Below are 17,324 nucleotides of genomic sequence, written 5' to 3' on the forward strand. Positions count from 1 at the left end.
TTGGTACAAGATATTTTCGCTTGACTTTGAAATAAAAAGTTTATGCAACGCTAGTGAGGAAATTATAAAATTTTCCAAATGTGGATAAACTTACAAAGTTATTTAGCCACGTCCGGCTTCATCGCCCAGCAACTAGGCGACTTCACGAATCGCCCTCCGATAAGTCATCATTGGTTCGTGCCTCACCATGATTCCTTTACCTCAGTTGCTTCGTTCCACTCGCTACGTTGCTAAACGGGCGCTTGCGCCTTTGTACTTTATTTAACTGATAATACTGTCCTTTTAAAGCGATCAATTGTTCATGACTGCCTTGTTCTATTATTTCCCCATGTTGTAGCATGATAATCCTATCCGCCTCTTGAATGGTATTGAGACGATGGGCAATAACGAAGCTTGTTCTTCCCCTCATTAGACACTTTAAAGCATCCTGAATTTTTAACTCCGTTATGGTATCAATATTACTGGTCGCTTCATCTAGAATCAAGATTTTCGGTTTAGCTAATAAAGCGCGCGCGATGGTAAGCAATTGTCTTTGTCCCTGACTAATTCCGCTGCCATCTTGATCTAACATAGTGTCATACCCATTTGGAAGCTGTTGAATAAATTCATGGGCGTTTGCATCCTTAGCTGCTTGGATAACTTCTTTATCAGTCGCTTCCAAGCGACCATACCTAATATTTTCACGTATCGTTGCTCGAAATAAAAAGGCGTCCTGTAAAACAAAGGCCATATGTTTTCTTAGACTCGACCGTTGAATGGATTTTAGTGGTATACCATCCAAATAAATTTCACCTTTATCATAATTATAAAATCTCGAGATTAAGTTAATGATTGTTGTTTTTCCTGCACCAGTATGACCAATAAGAGCAATGGTTTCTCCTGGTTTTGCTTCAAAGCTTATATCATGTAGAATATTACTATCCTCATAGCCGAAAGAAATGTGGTCGAAAACAATGTGTCCGTTTGTGTCATGGAGCTTTTGCGCAGTTTTCTCATCTGTTTCTTCCTGCTTCTCATCCATAACGCGAAATACGCGCTCTGCACCAGCTACTGCTGATAATAGAATATTAAACTGATTGGATAGTTCGTTTAAGGGACGTGTAAATTGCCTCGCATATTCCGTGAAAATAACAATAATCCCAACGGTTACGATATCGTAAATAGCTAGGATACCGCCTGCTAGTGCAATCAGACCGAAACTAAGGAAATTGAGCATGTTCATCACTTTAGGAATAAATCCAGAAATGGTTAATGCCCAAAATCCTGCGTGATTCAATTGTTGATTACGTGTTTCAAATTCATTCATGACACGCTTCTCTTGAGAAAAAGCTTTTACGATATGCTGTCCAGATACAATCTCTTCAACATACCCATTTACTTCACCTAAATTCTTTTGCTGCAGCTTATATAATGGTCCTGTTCGTTTTGTTATCCAGCGAATAGCAAAAAACATAATTGGTATAATAACCATCGTTATAGCTGTAAGTATTGGACTTAGGTAAAGCATGACACCAATCGTACCAGTTAATGTAAGGACGCTGGAAAATATTTGGATTACTGACTGGTTTAGCGTGTTATTTACATTATCAATATCGTTTGTAATTCTACTCATTAATTCTCCATGTTGCCGTTTATCAAAATAAGCAATTGGCAAGCGGTGAAATTGCTGAAATAAATCTTCTCTTAAAGCATAAACCGTATTTTGTGCAATGCTAATCATCCAGTAGTTTTGCAGGAAAATGGATAAGGAGTGTAACAGGTAAATGACCGCGAGCCAGATTAATAATGTGACTAGCCCTGTAGTTTGCTTAGTGACAATAAAATCATCTACCGCCATGCCAATCATAAACGGGCCTAAAAGACCTAAGGCAGAGCTAGCAATCACCATTAAAATAACGAGCGTTAATTTTCCGTTTTCTTTCGCTAAGTAAGACCAAATGCGTTTAATTGTCCCCGCTGTATCTTGCGCACGCTTTTTCTTGTGAGCCGTTACCGATGAAACGGGTATTTTTTCGTATTGAAAAGGCTGTTTTAGTTGTTTACTTAGCATAAGAAACCTCCTTACTAAACTGGGATTCCACAATCCGCTGATAGAGCTTGGATGATTCAAGCAATGATTGGTGTGTCCCCAATGCTAAAATTTTCCCATTATCCAATAGGAGAATTCGGTCAGCGCGCATAGCCGTACTTATCTTCTGTGTAATGATTAATGTCGTACAATGATAGGTGTCGATAGCCTCTAGTAAATTCGCCTCTGTGGTTAAATCCAGTGCACTAGTACTATCATCCAGCATAAGGATTTTCGGCTGTCGAATTAGGGCTCTGGCGATAGAAATCCGCTGTTTTTGACCTCCAGAAAGATTAACCCCTTTTTGACCGACTTTTGTTTCATACTGCTGTTCTAATTGCAAGATCGTTTCATGAATTTGCGCATCCTTTGCTGCTTGGATCATTTCTTTCAAAGTAGCTGAAGGTTTCCCCCAGGTAATATTCTCTTTAATAGTACCTGTAAAAAGCAAAGGAGACTGCGGTACGTAGCCAATACTATCTCGGAGCCGATCTACAGAATAGGTTGTAATATCTTTGTTATCAATGGTAATGGTGCCACTGCTTGCATCATATAAACGAGGAATTAATTGAAACAAAGACGTTTTTCCCGCACCAGTTGCTCCCATCACTGCGAGTTTTTCTCTGCTCTTTACGTTAAAACTCACACCATGTAACACAGATTTATCATGCTCTGGGTACGTGAAATGAATCTGCTGGAAAGAAATTGCACCTTGATTAATAACTAAAGAAGTGTCAGCTGTCTTTGTACTTTCTATATCCGTCTCTATCCGAAGAATGTCGCTTACTCGCTTTGTGGAGGCCCGCATTCTTGAAAAAGCCATAATAATGAATGTGAACATGGAAATGGACATGGATACTCTGAGTGCATAATTGATGATCGCAACGACATCTCCTACGTTCGTAGATCCGGCTGTAACTTGTGAATTACCAAACCAAATAATAAACAGTAGGCTTATATTCATCACAAAAAGTAAAACAGGCATGGAAGCTTCCACAAATTGAAATGTGGATCTTGTTTTATCTGCTAACGACTGGTTTGCCTCTTTAAATCGCTCCTCTTCGTAATTTCTACGTGAGAACGCTTTGATTAACCGCATGCCACTTAGGTTTTCCTGCATCACTTGGTTTAGTTTATCCAAACTTTTTTGCACCTGATGAAATAATTTACTGGCAACCTTTAATACCCAGAGAACAAAAACAACCAATAAGGGAACGGAAATAAAAAAGATAAGCGCCAATTTAGCGTTTACAACAAACGCCATTGTCACACCACCAATAACAATTAGCGGTGCTTTAGACATAATTCTCAGCATCATATAGATGGTGTTTTGCATTTGCCGTATGTCATTGGTAAATCGAGTCATTAAAGCCGATGTTGGGTACTGATTCAACTGAGCAAATGAGAATGTCTGTATTTTCGCAAATAGCTTTTCACGAAGATCATAAGCAAATCCCCAGCTCACATGAGAAGCATAAAATGAGTTAACAATTCCAGCTATGAAAGCAATAAGAGCAAGTCCAATCATAATACTACCCCACACTAAGATGGTCGATAAATCTTGATTCACCACACCCTCATTAATCATCTTCCCAAGCAGAAATGGAAGCAAAAGTTCAACTGCTAGCTCAACTAGCATGAGCATAAAGGCTATACTTGCAGGCAGCTTATAAGGTTTTAAAAATGCTAAAACGGTCTTCATGGTGACCTCCTCCCATGATGCTACACAATTTCTACCTATTATAAATGGATTTGATGTATTTATCCAATATCCTAATTTAGTGAATGAATAGTTGTTTAGTGTAAAAGAAATCAATCATAGATGTAGTCCACTACTACACTTTGTCCTACATATAAGGTACCGCAAAACAGATAGTACGAAGAAGTTTATGTCTAGTTAGCGAGTGGCGTCTAAATGCTCGATTCGTTTTGGGTAGGCAGATGCTGTTCAAGAGGTTCAAGTAGAAAGAGCATTCTTCTTTTTCAAGGATCAGAAAAACCTCAGAAGCGGGCGTCGCACGTAGAAAACATTATTGTTTTTCAAAAAAGCCTGAGATTTTTAGCTTGTAAACCTTCTTTTCTATAGAGAAAGACTCCTCCTGAATAAATTCCCTCTTTATTTGTATATTATTTTGCTATCAGGGAAAAATTTTTCTAAAGATATTGGAACTACTACAATTCCTATGAAGGGTTTAAATAAACAAATAAAGAATTTGGAGAGAAAATATGACTATACTTCAAGAGATACAGAAGACGTTTACAGATATGAACATCGTTAGTGCGATTTCTTCTACATTGGTTATCATCTTATTAGGTTTTTTCTGTCGCAAAAGAAATATATTTAATGATCAAGTTGGAAAAATATTATCTAGAGTAGTTCTTACAGTTGCTTTACCTGCACTAGCATTCAATGCATTTATGAAAGACATTGATGCAGAATCTCTAGCAGAAGGAATAGAGGTCCTGATATGGGGGATAGCCATATACATTATTTTAATTATTGTAACTAAGCCGATGTATTTAAAGTTTAAAGAAGATCGCCAAGACACGTTACGTGTGCTAACGATATTTGGATCCACTACGTTTTTTGGAATTCCTATTGTCGGTGCTATTTATGGAGCAGAAGGTATATTGTATGCTTCTATTTTTAATATCGGATATCGTATTTTCCTATACTCCTATGGATATATCAAAATGAGTGGTCTTAAAATGGAAGCTGGAAATTTGAAGGAAATGTTTTTAAATCCAATTGTGATTGCTACGTTTTTAGGGTTATTTATTTGGATTTTCCAAGGATATTTACCACAGGTTAGTGTGGTAGCGGAAGATGGAACGACCTCAGAGGTTGCATTTTTACGTATTGATCAAACGGTTCCATGGTTATTCCAGCCAATGACGTATTTGGCGCAACTTGCTTCTCCACTTGCTTGGCTTGCCATTGGAGCAACTTTAGGCTCCGTTAGGCTCAAAACGGCGATAACAGATCGCACATCCTTATTTTACAGTTTTAATAAAGTGGTTATTGTTCCCATATTGAATATCGTTATTCTCGCTATATTGGCATTAACCAATATTTTAGTTATCGGTGATGTTTCCTTAGGCACGATCGTAATTATGATGGCTACACCAACAGCGACTGTAGCAGCTGCTTATGCAATCAGCTTCGATAGAGATGCCTTATTAGCTTCTAATGCATCTTTACTTTCAACGATAGCAGCAGTCATTTTCATTCCTATATGGATCGTTGTCATTAATTTAATAGCCGCTACAGCAATATTCGGATGAACAAACAGGAAGGAGAGATAAAGGGTGACTTTAAAAATAGCGTGTTACGGTGTTCGAGAAAATGAAATTCCATTTTTTCATAATCTAAATAAATATAACTTTCAGCTATATTTATTGGAGCCGTTGCTGTCTCATGAAAATATAGAAACGGCTGACGGAGTGGATGCAATTTTGTTAAGAGCCAATTGTGTTGCTGATAGGCAGAATATGAGGAAACTATATGAATATGGAGTTAAATATGTATTTACTCGCACAGTTGGCTACAATCATATTGATTTACAAGCGGCTAAAGATTACAACATGTACGTAGCAAGGGTTCCATCTTACTCGCCGAATGCTATTGCGGAATTAGCGTTAACTTTAGCTATGTCTTTATTACGACATACAGCCTATACAACATCGAAAACGGCACAAAAGGATTTTAGAGTAGATCCAGTAATGTTCAGTAAAGAAATACGAAACTGTAAGGTGGGGATTATTGGTACAGGGAAAATCGGGCTAACAGAAGCAAAATTGTTCAAAGGTCTAGGTGCAACGGTGCTTGGATATGATATATATCAAAGTGAAGAGGCAAAACAAGTCGTTACCTTTAAGGAATTAGACCATTTGCTAAGAGAAAGTGATGTTGTCAGCTTACATGTTCCTTATTTTCCAGAACAAAATGAAAAAATGGTAAACGAATCATTTATCTCTAAGATGAAGGATGGAGCTTTACTGATCAATACCGCTAGGGGAGAACTGCAAGACAATGAAGCAATTTTGAAAGCTTTGCAAACAAATAAATTAGCGGGATTTGCAACGGATGTTTTTGCAAATGAAAAAGAGATATTTTTCCAAAAGTTTTCTAACGAGGAAAAGCTTGATCCAATTGTAAAGGCGTTAATTGAATTATATCCAAGAGTGCTTATTACGCCTCATATAGGATCCAATACTGATGAGGCATTAAAAAATATGCTTGAGACCAGCTTTAAAAATTTTTACGATACATTAACAAAAGGAAGTACACCAAATGCTGTATCGTTACCAAACAAATAATATACAGAAGACGAGGTGAAGAACTGCACTCACCTCGTTATTTTGCCTTTGTTTTTTAAAATCATGTTACTTTTATCCCGTATATAAGGTGCTGTAAGATTGCGACTTCAGGTGTGGGAATCTGTATTGAGCGGAAGAGAACAGCACCTAAATGCCCTATTTTGTTAAGAGGTCTTTAGGTCATACTATTACAGTACTACCAAGCTCTGGGGAATAAATGAAAACTTCACTTTATCGTCTTAGTTTATATGATGCTAAACAGGAGATTTTACTGGTTATTGCATATTCTTTGAATTGCTTATAGGACGATTTATAGTTAATTTGCTGCGAAAGGTTTATGCATGGGAAATTTCACTTTACACAAAAATTTGCTCAATATTTCACTTACTTAAATTACATAAGTTAGTTTAGTTAGATTATATTCTTAAATTGACGGCATTGTACTATTATAAACATGTAAGAATTAGCCGGCTTAATTTTCTGTAACACAACATGTGAATAAATTCACAAAAGGAACTTGGAGGAAAAGAAAATGAAAATTCTAGAAGTCATGCAAACAACGTTTACAGATATGAATATTATTAGTGCTATTACATCAACAATGTTCATTATTTTATTAGGATATTATTGCCGGAAAAAAGGTATCTTCAGCGACCAAGTGGGAAAAATGCTATCAAGAGTGGTTTTATCTGTAGCGTTACCGGCTCTTGCGTTAAAAGCATTTATGAATGATATTGACCAAGAATCACTAGCGGAAGGTATGGGCATTTTAATTTGGGGGATTGCCATTTATATTATTTTAATTATTGTAACGAAGCCAATGTATGCCAAGTTTAAAGGCGATAAAGAAGATACATTACGTGTTCTAACTATTTTTGGTTCCACAACGTTCTTCGGTATTCCAATTGTTGGTGCTATATATGGGGCTGAAGGTGTACTATATGCTTCCATCTTTAATATTGGTTATCGCATTTTTTTATACTCTTACGGTTATATCAAAATGAGTGGATTAAAAATGGAAGCTAAGAACTTGAAAGAAATGTTTTTAAATCCGATTGTTATTGCTACATTTGTAGGTTTGTTTATCTGGGTATTCCAAGATTCTTTACCACAAATGACTGTTGTAGCAGCAGATGGAACGACTTCATCCGTAGCATTCTTAAGAATTGATCAAACTGCACCATGGTTATTCAAACCAATGACATATTTAGCCGGCTTAGCATCACCTTTAGCATGGTTAGCAATCGGATCTACTTTAGGATCGATTGATTTTAAAACGGCAATTACGGATCGTACGTCCATTGTGTATAGTGCAAACAAGGTTATTTTAGTTCCAATTCTTAACATTGTCGTTTTAGCTATTCTTTCACTTACCGGAATTTTAACTATGAGTGCGGTGTCTGTAGGAACAATAGTCATTATGATGGCTGCACCGACTGCAACAGTAGCAGCTGCATATGCAATTAGCTTTGATAAAGACGCATTGCTCGCTTCTAATGCATCTTTATTGTCAACAATCAGCGCCGTGGTGATGATCCCGATATGGATTATTGTGATCAATATGATTACATCCACAAATCTTTTTGGTTAAGGAAATAAAAATAAAACAAAACTTAAAGAAAAGTTAAATATGATAATTTATATCTGAGGATTCTTAATTTTCGATAAAGGGGAGAGTAATAATGACAATTAAAGTCGCTTGTTATGGAGTAAGAGAAAATGAAGTTCCATTTTTTAATAAGTTAAATAAATACAATTTTGAGTTAACATTGATTGAAGAATTATTAACACATGATAATATTGAGACTGCCAAAGAAATGGATGCTGTATTATTACGTGGAAATTGTGTGGCGGATCGAAAGAATATTCAAGAAATGCATAAATATGGTGTCAAATATTTATTTACGAGAACGGTTGGCTATAACCATATTGATTTACAAGCAGCAGCTGATTTTGATATGTATGTAGCACGAGTACCTTCATACTCACCAAATGCTATTGCTGAGTTAGCATTAACACTTGCCATGTCTTTACTTCGGCACACTGCCTATACGACCGCCAAAACAGCGAACAAAGACTTTACAGTGGATGGAGTAATGTTTAGCAAAGAAATCCGAAATTGTAAGGTAGGAATTGTCGGTACAGGTAAAATCGGCTTAACGGAAGCAAAACTTTTTAAAGGTCTTGGTGCAGAGGTACTTGGTTATGATGTGTATCAAAGTGAAGAAGCTAAACAAACCGTTACCTTTATGAAACTAGATGATCTATTAAGAGAAAGTGATATTGTTAGCTTACATGTTCCTTATTTTCCAGGTAAAAATGATAAAATGGTTAACGAAGAATTCATTGCAAAAATGAAAGATGGAGCTATTTTCATTAATACAGCTAGAGGAGAGCTCCAAGATAATGAGGCAATACTGAAGGCGCTTCGCACGCGCAAATTAGAAGGTTTCGGGACAGATGTATTTGCTAATGAAAAAGACATATTTTTCCAACAATTTAATGATGGGAAAAAGCTGGACCCTACTGTACAAGCTTTAGTGGATTTATACCCGCGTGTGCTTATAACGCCACATATTGGCTCAAATACAGATGAGGCCCTAACGAATATGATTGAGACAAGCTTTGAAAATTTTTACGACACTATTACCAAAGGCAGTACGTCAAATGTTGTAGAATTACCTGACAAAAGCCAAGCAGTTTCGTAAATGACCCACAGAAATAAATTTAGCACCTTCTAAGTTACTCTCGGAAGGTGCTTGCTTTTTGTTGCAATGATATAACGGTATGCAGGGAGGCTGAATGTTGTTAAGGAAGGGATTATTTATAATCGGTAACGAGATGCTCCTTGTCAGGAACTACATGATAAATCATGATTGGACGCCCGACAGTTAAGTATTCTAGCTCTGAGGCTAAATAGCCAATCTCATCTAAATATTGCAAGTACTTCCTTGTTGAAATTCGCGATAAATGAATACTTGTAGCAATATCCTCTGTAGAAAACGTATCGGTTTGTTTTTCCACAGCTTGTAACACTTTTTTTAGGGTCAATTTGGATAACCCTTTAGGGAGTGGGGTCAGTATTTCATTACTACTTGAAGATATAGGATTTCTTTCCTTGATTAGTAATTGGTCTAACGTTTCCTGATCGGTTTTCTCCACACTTGTTGTTAATCTATGGTATTGCAAAAAGTTTTCGATTGCGACCTTAAATCGCTCATACGTAAAAGGTTTGATAAGAAAGTCAATGACCCCAGATTCTAACGCCTTTTTAATCGTCGCCATGTCATCCGCAGCTGTAATCATTATGACGGGAATTGAAAACTGCTTTTGCCGTAATTCTTGCAGAAAATCAATCCCTGTTTGCCCAGGTAAATAAACATCCAGCAAGATTAAATCAGGTGTTTCCTTCTCAAGTGCCTCCCATAGTTCGTTAATATTGCTTACAGTGGCAAGTGTATGGAAGCCTTCTGATCGCTCCATGTATTGTTGGTTAATCGTTGCCACCATTGGGTCGTCCTCAACAATTATTACTTTAATCATCTTCGTTCCTCCAGTTGAATGGGACTTCTATGCGGAAAGAGCTTCCCTTTCCAAGTTTCGACTGGACATCTATAAGCCCATCATAATGAGTTACAATGGATTGAATGGCGTCCAATCCATAGCCTCTATTTCCCCCTTTGGTTGAATAACCACGTTCGAATATTTTTGGCAAAACATGCTCTTCAATGCCTAAGCCTGTATCTTGTACTTCAATTATAATGACACCTTCATCTGCATCGTATTGGAGGAAGAGGGTGACGTGCTTTTTAGAGCTATTCTGCACAGCTTCTTTGGCATTGTCGAGGAGAATTCCCATGGAGAGCAATAAGTCATGTAGCATCTCGCCTATTTTTATAGCCGGAAAATGAGAATCCTCATCAATGGTTAAGGTAACACCTTGTTCCTCCAGTTCACTTGTTTTTCCAAGTAAGAAACCTGCTATCGCTGAGCTTTTAATTTTATCTGTAACAAAACCGATTTCTCGGTGGTAATTATGGTTGAGTACACGGACAAAGTGATGCACATCTGCGTATTTTTCCAGTTCAATTAAGCCTAAAATGGTGTGGAGCTGATTCATAAATTTATGATTCTGTGCACGTAATGAATCAATGTATTGCTCCGTCCCGCTAAGCTCACGGATGAGATGCTGTAGTTCGGATTGATCATATAATGTTGCCACTGCGCCATAGATATTCTTATCAATATAGACAAGTTGTACATTGACAATAAATTCGAAATGATTAATGACCATAACTCGATTAGCAATGGGTTTTTCGGTTTCAAATACGTTGTCAAAAATTAAAGAAAATACTTTTTCACTTAGATAGCCATCATGAATTGCGTGGGAGGCGGCTTCCGTTTTATGCAATAAATTGTTGAAATTGACATTTTCTAAAAGTACCTTTCGTTTTGGAGAAACGGCAATGATTGCTTCATTTACTGAATCGATTATAATTTCCTTTTCTTTCATATGGGCAACGATTTGTTTGGGTTCAAGACCTAGCAGCACTTTTTTTAAATAACGGGCTAAATATAATGCACCGATGATTCCTACTAAAAGTCCGCAGCCTAATCCAATATATAAATTTTTACGAGCATTCCATAACTCATCATTGATTGTTTGTTGCACATAACCTACACAAACAATTCCGATTTGCTCACCTTCTTCATTCCAAATCGGTGTAAAAAAGCGAGTGCCTTCTCCAAGAATGCCGATATGCCTGGAGTAATGTTCGGCGCCGTTTAGTGATTTACTGGCATCTTCAACATTTGAAAAGGTTCCTCCAATCACACTCTGATCCGGATGTGATTTACGAATGAGGTCATTATCTAAAACAACGACAAAGCTGACACCAGTTGCATCCATTACTTCATTGGCGTAGTTTTGAATGGTCGGGTCAGCTGGTGAGTCTTCTACTTTGTTAACCACACGGATATCCTTAGCAACCATTCTAGCCACATTTGCTATTTTATTTTTAACCGTCCGATGCTCCCGCTCCAATACATAATTATCTAAAAGAATGGCTGAAGCAATTAAAGAAGCAAGCACAGATGATAAAACGAGCAAAGTTGTCATTTTCTTTAATGAAAGTCGAGCTAGCCACTTATCTTTAATATTGTCCAGATCCTTTCTGTTTTTTACTTGAAGATCACGCCGAAAGGTTCCCGTTTTGGAAAGCGTGAGGATGCTATTAACTTGGGAACATATCACCTAAATTCCCGATGTATTTAGGAGCCTTTAGGTATAACGTTGTGGTTTATCCATCAATAAAAGTGGAAGACGCCCCCATTGATGGAAGGCCCACTTTATTGTAGCAGGAAATAATCTATTCTTCCACTAAGGGGAATAGGGAGGAGGCAAGACCAATTAGCTTATCATTTGACACTATTTATTATAGAATACGAGTATTATAATAGATATGTAAAATAAAAAACGGGTATTAAGTATGGTCTATTTGCTCTTATTACCAAAAATAAAAATAAGTTCTTTTGATCCCCGATGGTGAAGAATTGATTTGAAATGGATGCAGTAGTTGGAAAATTAACCACATCCTATTAAAGATTTGGAGGATAAGTAATGGTGCATGTTTTATATATAGAAGACGAGAAGGAAATAGGTAGTTGGGTGAAGCAAGATTTAATAAGAAGAGGTTACGATGTAACATGGCTGAAATCTGCTGAAGAAGCAGATAGGCACCTTTCGCATATAGATATTGTTATTTTAGATATTATGTTACCTGGTTTAGACGGGTTTTCGATTGGAAAAAGAATGAAAAATGAAAACGGTGATTTGCCAATTTTATTGCTTTCCGCGCGTACCGCTATAGAAGATAAAATAGAGGGTCTTCATTTTGCGGATGACTATTTAACCAAACCATTTCATCCAGATGAACTAGTAGCAAGAATAGAAGTGTTATTAAGGAGATATCAAAAAGCGAATGACATTTTAGAAATTGGTCATTTAGAAGTTCATACTAAAGACATGCGGATTATTGATAGGAAAAAGGAAGCGGACATCTTATTGACAGGAAAACAATACCATTTGTTCCAGTATTTTATTCGTCATCTTAATCAAGTTCTAACAAAAGAACAACTTTATGAAAGTGTTTGGGGAGCTGATTACATAGAAGGTGATAAAACTTTAATGGTTCACATTAGATATTTACGAGAAAAGATTGAGGAAAATCCTGCTAAACCTAAAATTATAGAAACGATTCGTGGAATTGGCTATAGGGTGAAGGCATGATCAATCTGTTTCGTTCTTTGCAAGCAAAATATATGTTTATTATTGTAATGGCTGTATGCTTAATCTTCCTGATTCAAACTACTTATACAATATTTGAAGTTTTATGGGAGGCGGAAACTAACGAATATATGCAACGTGGAAATATGACTAACTATGATGAAATAGAGGAAAGATGGTATAAAGAAGCAAGGAAATTAGAAGCTTCTCATAACCAAATACATGACTTCTTTGAAGAATGGAAACAAAACTATCCAAAAGCGTCTATGTTTTGGGTCGATGGTAATGGATATTTAGCAGAGCAGATGAACATAAAAGAGGGCAGCTTGCCTTCACAATGGACTCCTGCTTATACGGCAAAATTTATGAAAAGTCGTTATGATGGTGATCCTTTTACTGTTGTTACATTGGTTGGAGAAAGTGAAACGAATGGTTTGGTGGTTTTTCAAGTTCCTAGATCCACTTTTCAATCTCTATTACAAAAAATTTACGACCAATATATGATTATTTTTTTCATTGCTATGATATTCATTATTATGGCATTTATCACTATTTCATTTTTGTTTTTCCGCAGGATTCGAGATCGGCTGTTACAATTGCAAGAGGCGATGACGATACGAGATGTGGATGGGCTTCCCATTCCAATTCATGTAAAAAAGAAGGATGAAGTGGGACAGCTTGAGCAAACTTTTAATCAGATGGTAAGTGAACTGAGGATAAGTAAGGAAAGAGAGCGAGAAGAAGAACAATTGCGACGAGAACTGATCGCCAATCTATCCCATGATTTACGAACGCCGTTAACGAAAATTCGTGCCCAAATCTATTCGCTTGCAAGAGAGTGTGAAATCAATAAGGCTAAGCAATCTTTACGAATGTTAGAATTTCATATTATGGATGTTGATAAACTACTTGAAAACTTAGTTTCCTATACGATTCTGATGGCTAGTAAGTATGAGTTAAATTTAAAAGAAGTGGATATTGTTCGTTTAGTACGTACTTATTTAGCTTCGTGGTATCCTGTTTTTGAAAAAGAACAATTTTTAATAGAGATTGAGTTAGCCACATTTAAAAAATCGAATTGGTTAGTAGATCCCACTTGGTTTGAACGTATCTTGGATAATTTACTTCAGAACGTATTACGACACGCTAAAGATGGACTGTATATCGGAGTGAAAACAGTATCGAAAGAAGCGTATGATGCATTCCTCATTATTGATAAAGGTCGAGGTTTTGAAAAAAAATCTGAACATAAAGGTGCAGGAATAGGTTTATCAATTGTTGATTTGATGGTTAAAGGAATGGGGTTGGATTGGAACATCAAGTCAAGTGAACATGGAACAACCATAAAGATTAAAAGATATAAACAATGATTCTAGGAAAGGTATTAGTATCCTTTTGTGGGATCTTTTTTTTGTGCCAAAAATGGGCGAAATTCAATTACATTCTTTATTAGTGTTAGTTCGTTTTTCTGCTCCATTGAAAAGACCACTTCTTTTCAGCGTAAGAATGTGTTTCGAGCAAGCTGCACAGCTCACTCATGTAGTACTATTTTATATACGGGGGTGTGGTAGTTCTGCTAAAATCACCTCAGCTTATAGACACTGGCGAAGTGAAGTAGCACAACGTGCGATCCTTGAAACTAGTTATCATTAATTGCGTAATTTTCAGATTTTTATATGTGACTTAAACAAAATTTAAACAAACTATATACCTCATTTTAACCTGCAGCTTATAAGATAGATGTAGAGGTGAAAAGAATGGAATATGTCGTGGAAACAAAGAACTTAACAAAACAATTTGGGGAGCAAAAAGCAGTCTCTTCTTTAAATGTAACCATACCAAGAGGGGAAATATACGGGTTCTTAGGTCCGAATGGCTCAGGAAAGACAACGACCATTCGTATGCTTTTAGGTCTAATGAAACCAACTTCAGGGACAATTCATGTGTTTCATAAAGATTTAAAAAAAGATAGAATCCATATTTTAAAAAGGATAGGTTCATTAGTAGAAAATCCATCCTATTATCCACATTTAACTGCATATGAGAATTTAGAAGTCTGGAGAAAAATTTTAGGTGTACCTAAGGAGAAAATTCATGAAGTATTACAGATTGTACAATTATCAGAGGTGACCAATAAAAAAGTAAAAGGCTTTTCGCTTGGGATGAAGCAACGATTAGGAATTGCTGCTTCCCTACTCAATGATCCTGAATTATTAATCTTGGATGAACCAACAAATGGTCTAGATCCATCCGGCATTATCGAAATACGAAACCTCATGAAACAATTAGCTTCTGAATCAGGAATGACGATTTTAATTTCTAGCCATTTATTATCAGAGGTTGAGCAAATTGCCACAAGAGTCGGGATTATTTCAAAAGGGAAAATGCTTTTTCAAGATTCAATGGACAAACTACGAGAGTTATCAAAGCCTAATATTGCTTTAAGAATTAGTGATGCTAAAAAGGCCTTGCGCTTTATAGTCTCTAAAGGAATAGAAGCGGACTATCGAGATGACCATATTTTTATACCTAATCATTCGGATGAGGACGTAGCTGAATTAGTTCAGCAGCTTGTTTACCATAACTTTTTAATTTATCGGGTAGAAGGAAAAAAAAGATCGCTAGAAGATATTTTCCTCCAAATAACACAGGAGGAGCGGCTGGTATGAATAAAGAGCTTTTATCTTCCGAACTTCTAAAAATAAAACGGAAAGGATTTTGGCTTTTAACAGTTTTAGGTCCTTTTGGGGTAGTCGCTTTACAAATGATGAATTATGCATATCGGAAGGAGTATTTACTGAAGCAAAGTACCAATGATTGGGAATATTACATTCTAAATGTAAGTGGTTTTACTCCGTTTGCTCTTGTGCTAGGGATGGTTATTTTAACTTCTTTTTTAACCAGTATAGAAAATGAAACGAATACTTGGAAGAAATTGATTTCACTTCCTGTATCAAAAGCAAGTGTATATATAACTAAATTCACATTGCTTGCTAGTCTGTTGTTTCTATCCTCTGTGTTATTAATGTTGTTTACTCTATTATATGGGATTTTTCTAGATTTTAATGGGGAGATATTACATGTGACATTATTTCAATATAGTTTTTATCCCTACTTTGCTTCTTTACCTGTACTAGCATTGCAATTATGGATTTCTACTGTAAGTAAAAATCAAGCAGTACCAATCACGATTGGTGTTATTGGGGTGATTCTAGTTCTTACCAATTCTTACAGTCCTTTTCCAGATTGGATAATTTGGAAATGGCCTTCACTCATGAACCAATGGGATAAACCTATAATAAACGTTGTTTTAGGTATAATTGTAGGCTGTTTAATTTATATTGTTGGTATGCTTGATTTTATACGAAGGGATGTGAAGTGAGTGTTCTCCATTCTTCAGTCAGAGTGGTATAAATTACGCAAATCAAAGATAATATCTATTGTTTTTGTTGCACCGGCTATTGGCTTTTTGGTTGGCTTAACTTCTAATTTAACTATGTTTGATGGATTGGCAGTGAATCAGTGGTTACAATCCCTGCTATTAATGAATGGAACTTATGCTTTACTTTTCCTTCCATTAATAACAGGCGTTCTTGCCAGTGTAGTATGTAGGTACGAACACCAGGCAGGGGGTTGGAAACATTTGTTAGCATTACCTGTAACAAGATCAAAAGTATTTGTATCCAAATATGTTTTATTGCTGGCATTGGTTTTTGCTATCCAGTTATTATACCTAGGTTCTATTTATGGGGTAGGTATGATAAATGGTTATACAGATCCTTTTCCTAGTGGATTAATTTGGAAGAGTATCTTTGGTGGTTGGGTAGCAACCCTCCCGCTATTAGCCTTACAATTGTGGGTGTCTTTAATATTTAAGAATTTTGCTGCCCCGTTAACTATAAATGTAATTGGCACATTGCCAGCGTTATTAATTGTTAATTCCGAGAGTTTTAGTCCGTACTATCCATGGGTTCAACCCTTTTTTATGATGTATATTGAGGGGGACACAAACGATCTCTTCTTTATACCTTGGGATCAATTCATAGTTGTTGTGGGAGGTAGTTTTGTTTTGTTTTTCTTTGGTGGATTACTATATTTCCAAAGGAAGATGTTTTAGAATCATCTAAATCACTACATCAGTGGGGGAAAGAAAACCCCCGCTAATTGAAATTAGTTTATTAGAATGGTGAGATGCTTAACAACTGATGCAGTTATATAAAGCTCCTATTGGGGGGCGCTTTCTCACCAGCTAGACAGAACGAATATATTTCTAAAAAACTTAACTCTATGATGTAATCATTATTTTTTCTAAAAGTAATAGCATAACGCATTTGCTCCTACAAGTTACTGAAGAGATATGTGAAGATTTAAAGATTAAAAGTCGTATGAAATAGCGAAATCATCAATTCAATGGACAGTTTTCGGAGTAATTTCCGGTCTGACCGTTTTTTATGTCGAAAACTCTTGCAAGGTTGCGGAACTACTGATATAATACCAGATATGGTCGTGTGAAATACCGAATGCCTTATCGTTAAGGAAGTTCGTTATAACAACGTTTATACGGTATTTATTATACGATTCCGTAGCTCAGCTGGGAGAGCGCCACCTTGACAGGGTGGAGGTCGTTGGTTCGAGCCCAATCGGAATCAT

13 protein-coding genes and 1 tRNA gene are annotated in these 17,324 nt (G+C 36.4%); 10 read left to right on the forward strand and 4 right to left on the reverse strand.

The window, feature by feature from the left end; translation table 11 throughout:
- Positions 1-196: 196 nt before the first annotated feature.
- Positions 197-2,050 (reverse strand): ABC transporter ATP-binding protein, encoded by a 1,854-nt coding sequence (locus tag D1839_RS06800; RefSeq protein ID WP_120379159.1) that lies wholly within the window; start codon positions 2,048-2,050, stop codon positions 197-199.
- A complete protein-coding gene (locus D1839_RS06805) occupies positions 2,040-3,770 on the reverse strand; it encodes an ABC transporter ATP-binding protein (protein WP_120379160.1) in 1,731 nt (576 codons plus the stop codon). Before D1839_RS06805 ends, D1839_RS06800 begins: the two co-directional genes overlap by 11 nt.
- A gap of 524 nt (positions 3,771-4,294) precedes the next feature.
- On the opposite strand from D1839_RS06805, the gene D1839_RS06810 reads away from it, so the two are divergent.
- The 4 genes from D1839_RS06810 (at position 4,295) to D1839_RS06825 (ending at position 9,096) form a co-directional block, all read left to right on the forward strand.
- Complete coding sequence (locus D1839_RS06810) at positions 4,295-5,353, forward strand: AEC family transporter (RefSeq protein WP_120379161.1); 1,059 nt, start codon at positions 4,295-4,297, stop codon at positions 5,351-5,353.
- A 24-nt stretch (positions 5,354-5,377) separates the two neighbouring features.
- Entirely contained in the window at positions 5,378-6,388 is a 1,011-nt protein-coding gene (locus tag D1839_RS06815; RefSeq protein WP_120379162.1) for a 2-hydroxyacid dehydrogenase, read from the forward strand.
- Positions 6,389-6,920: 532 nt separating this feature from the next.
- Positions 6,921-7,979 carry an AEC family transporter gene (locus D1839_RS06820; protein ID WP_120379163.1) on the forward strand — a complete coding sequence of 353 codons (1,059 nt, stop codon included), beginning with the start codon at positions 6,921-6,923 and terminating at the stop codon, positions 7,977-7,979.
- A 91-nt stretch (positions 7,980-8,070) separates the two neighbouring features.
- On the forward strand, positions 8,071-9,096 hold the full coding sequence (locus D1839_RS06825) for a 2-hydroxyacid dehydrogenase (RefSeq protein ID WP_120379164.1): 1,026 nt from the start codon (positions 8,071-8,073) through the stop codon (positions 9,094-9,096).
- A gap of 112 nt (positions 9,097-9,208) precedes the next feature.
- On the opposite strand, the gene D1839_RS06830 is transcribed toward D1839_RS06825, so the two are convergent.
- Positions 9,209-9,931: a response regulator gene (locus D1839_RS06830; protein WP_120379165.1), complete on the reverse strand. Its 723-nt coding sequence runs from the start codon at positions 9,929-9,931 to the stop codon at positions 9,209-9,211.
- Complete coding sequence (locus tag D1839_RS06835) at positions 9,924-11,642, reverse strand: ATP-binding protein (RefSeq protein WP_199689996.1); 1,719 nt, start codon at positions 11,640-11,642, stop codon at positions 9,924-9,926. The genes D1839_RS06830 and D1839_RS06835 overlap by 8 nt, the downstream gene beginning before the upstream one ends.
- A 366-nt stretch (positions 11,643-12,008) precedes the next feature.
- Here D1839_RS06835 and D1839_RS06840 point away from each other — a divergent pair, with 366 nt between their 5' ends.
- From D1839_RS06840 to D1839_RS06865, 6 genes are all read left to right on the forward strand, one after another.
- Positions 12,009-12,677: a response regulator transcription factor gene (locus tag D1839_RS06840; RefSeq protein ID WP_120379167.1), complete on the forward strand. Its 669-nt coding sequence runs from the start codon at positions 12,009-12,011 to the stop codon at positions 12,675-12,677.
- Complete coding sequence (locus D1839_RS06845) at positions 12,674-14,044, forward strand: HAMP domain-containing sensor histidine kinase (RefSeq protein ID WP_120379168.1); 1,371 nt, start codon at positions 12,674-12,676, stop codon at positions 14,042-14,044. The genes D1839_RS06840 and D1839_RS06845 overlap by 4 nt, the downstream gene beginning before the upstream one ends.
- 387 nt (positions 14,045-14,431) lie before the next feature.
- On the forward strand, positions 14,432-15,343 hold the full coding sequence (locus tag D1839_RS06850; protein WP_120379169.1) for an ABC transporter ATP-binding protein: 912 nt from the start codon (positions 14,432-14,434) through the stop codon (positions 15,341-15,343).
- Positions 15,340-16,056, forward strand: coding sequence for an ABC transporter permease (locus tag D1839_RS06855; protein WP_120379170.1), 717 nt, complete (start codon positions 15,340-15,342; stop codon positions 16,054-16,056). The genes D1839_RS06850 and D1839_RS06855 overlap by 4 nt, the downstream gene beginning before the upstream one ends.
- Complete coding sequence (locus D1839_RS06860) at positions 16,057-16,791, forward strand: ABC transporter permease (RefSeq protein WP_120379171.1); 735 nt, start codon at positions 16,057-16,059, stop codon at positions 16,789-16,791.
- A 459-nt stretch (positions 16,792-17,250) separates the two neighbouring features.
- Positions 17,251-17,323: transfer RNA gene (locus D1839_RS06865), tRNA-Val, on the forward strand.
- Position 17,324 lies beyond the last annotated feature (1 nt).

This window comes from Roseburia sp. 1XD42-34 (assembly GCF_009917385.1).
In the GTDB taxonomy this organism is placed as follows: domain Bacteria; phylum Bacillota; class Bacilli; order Bacillales; family Amphibacillaceae; genus Virgibacillus.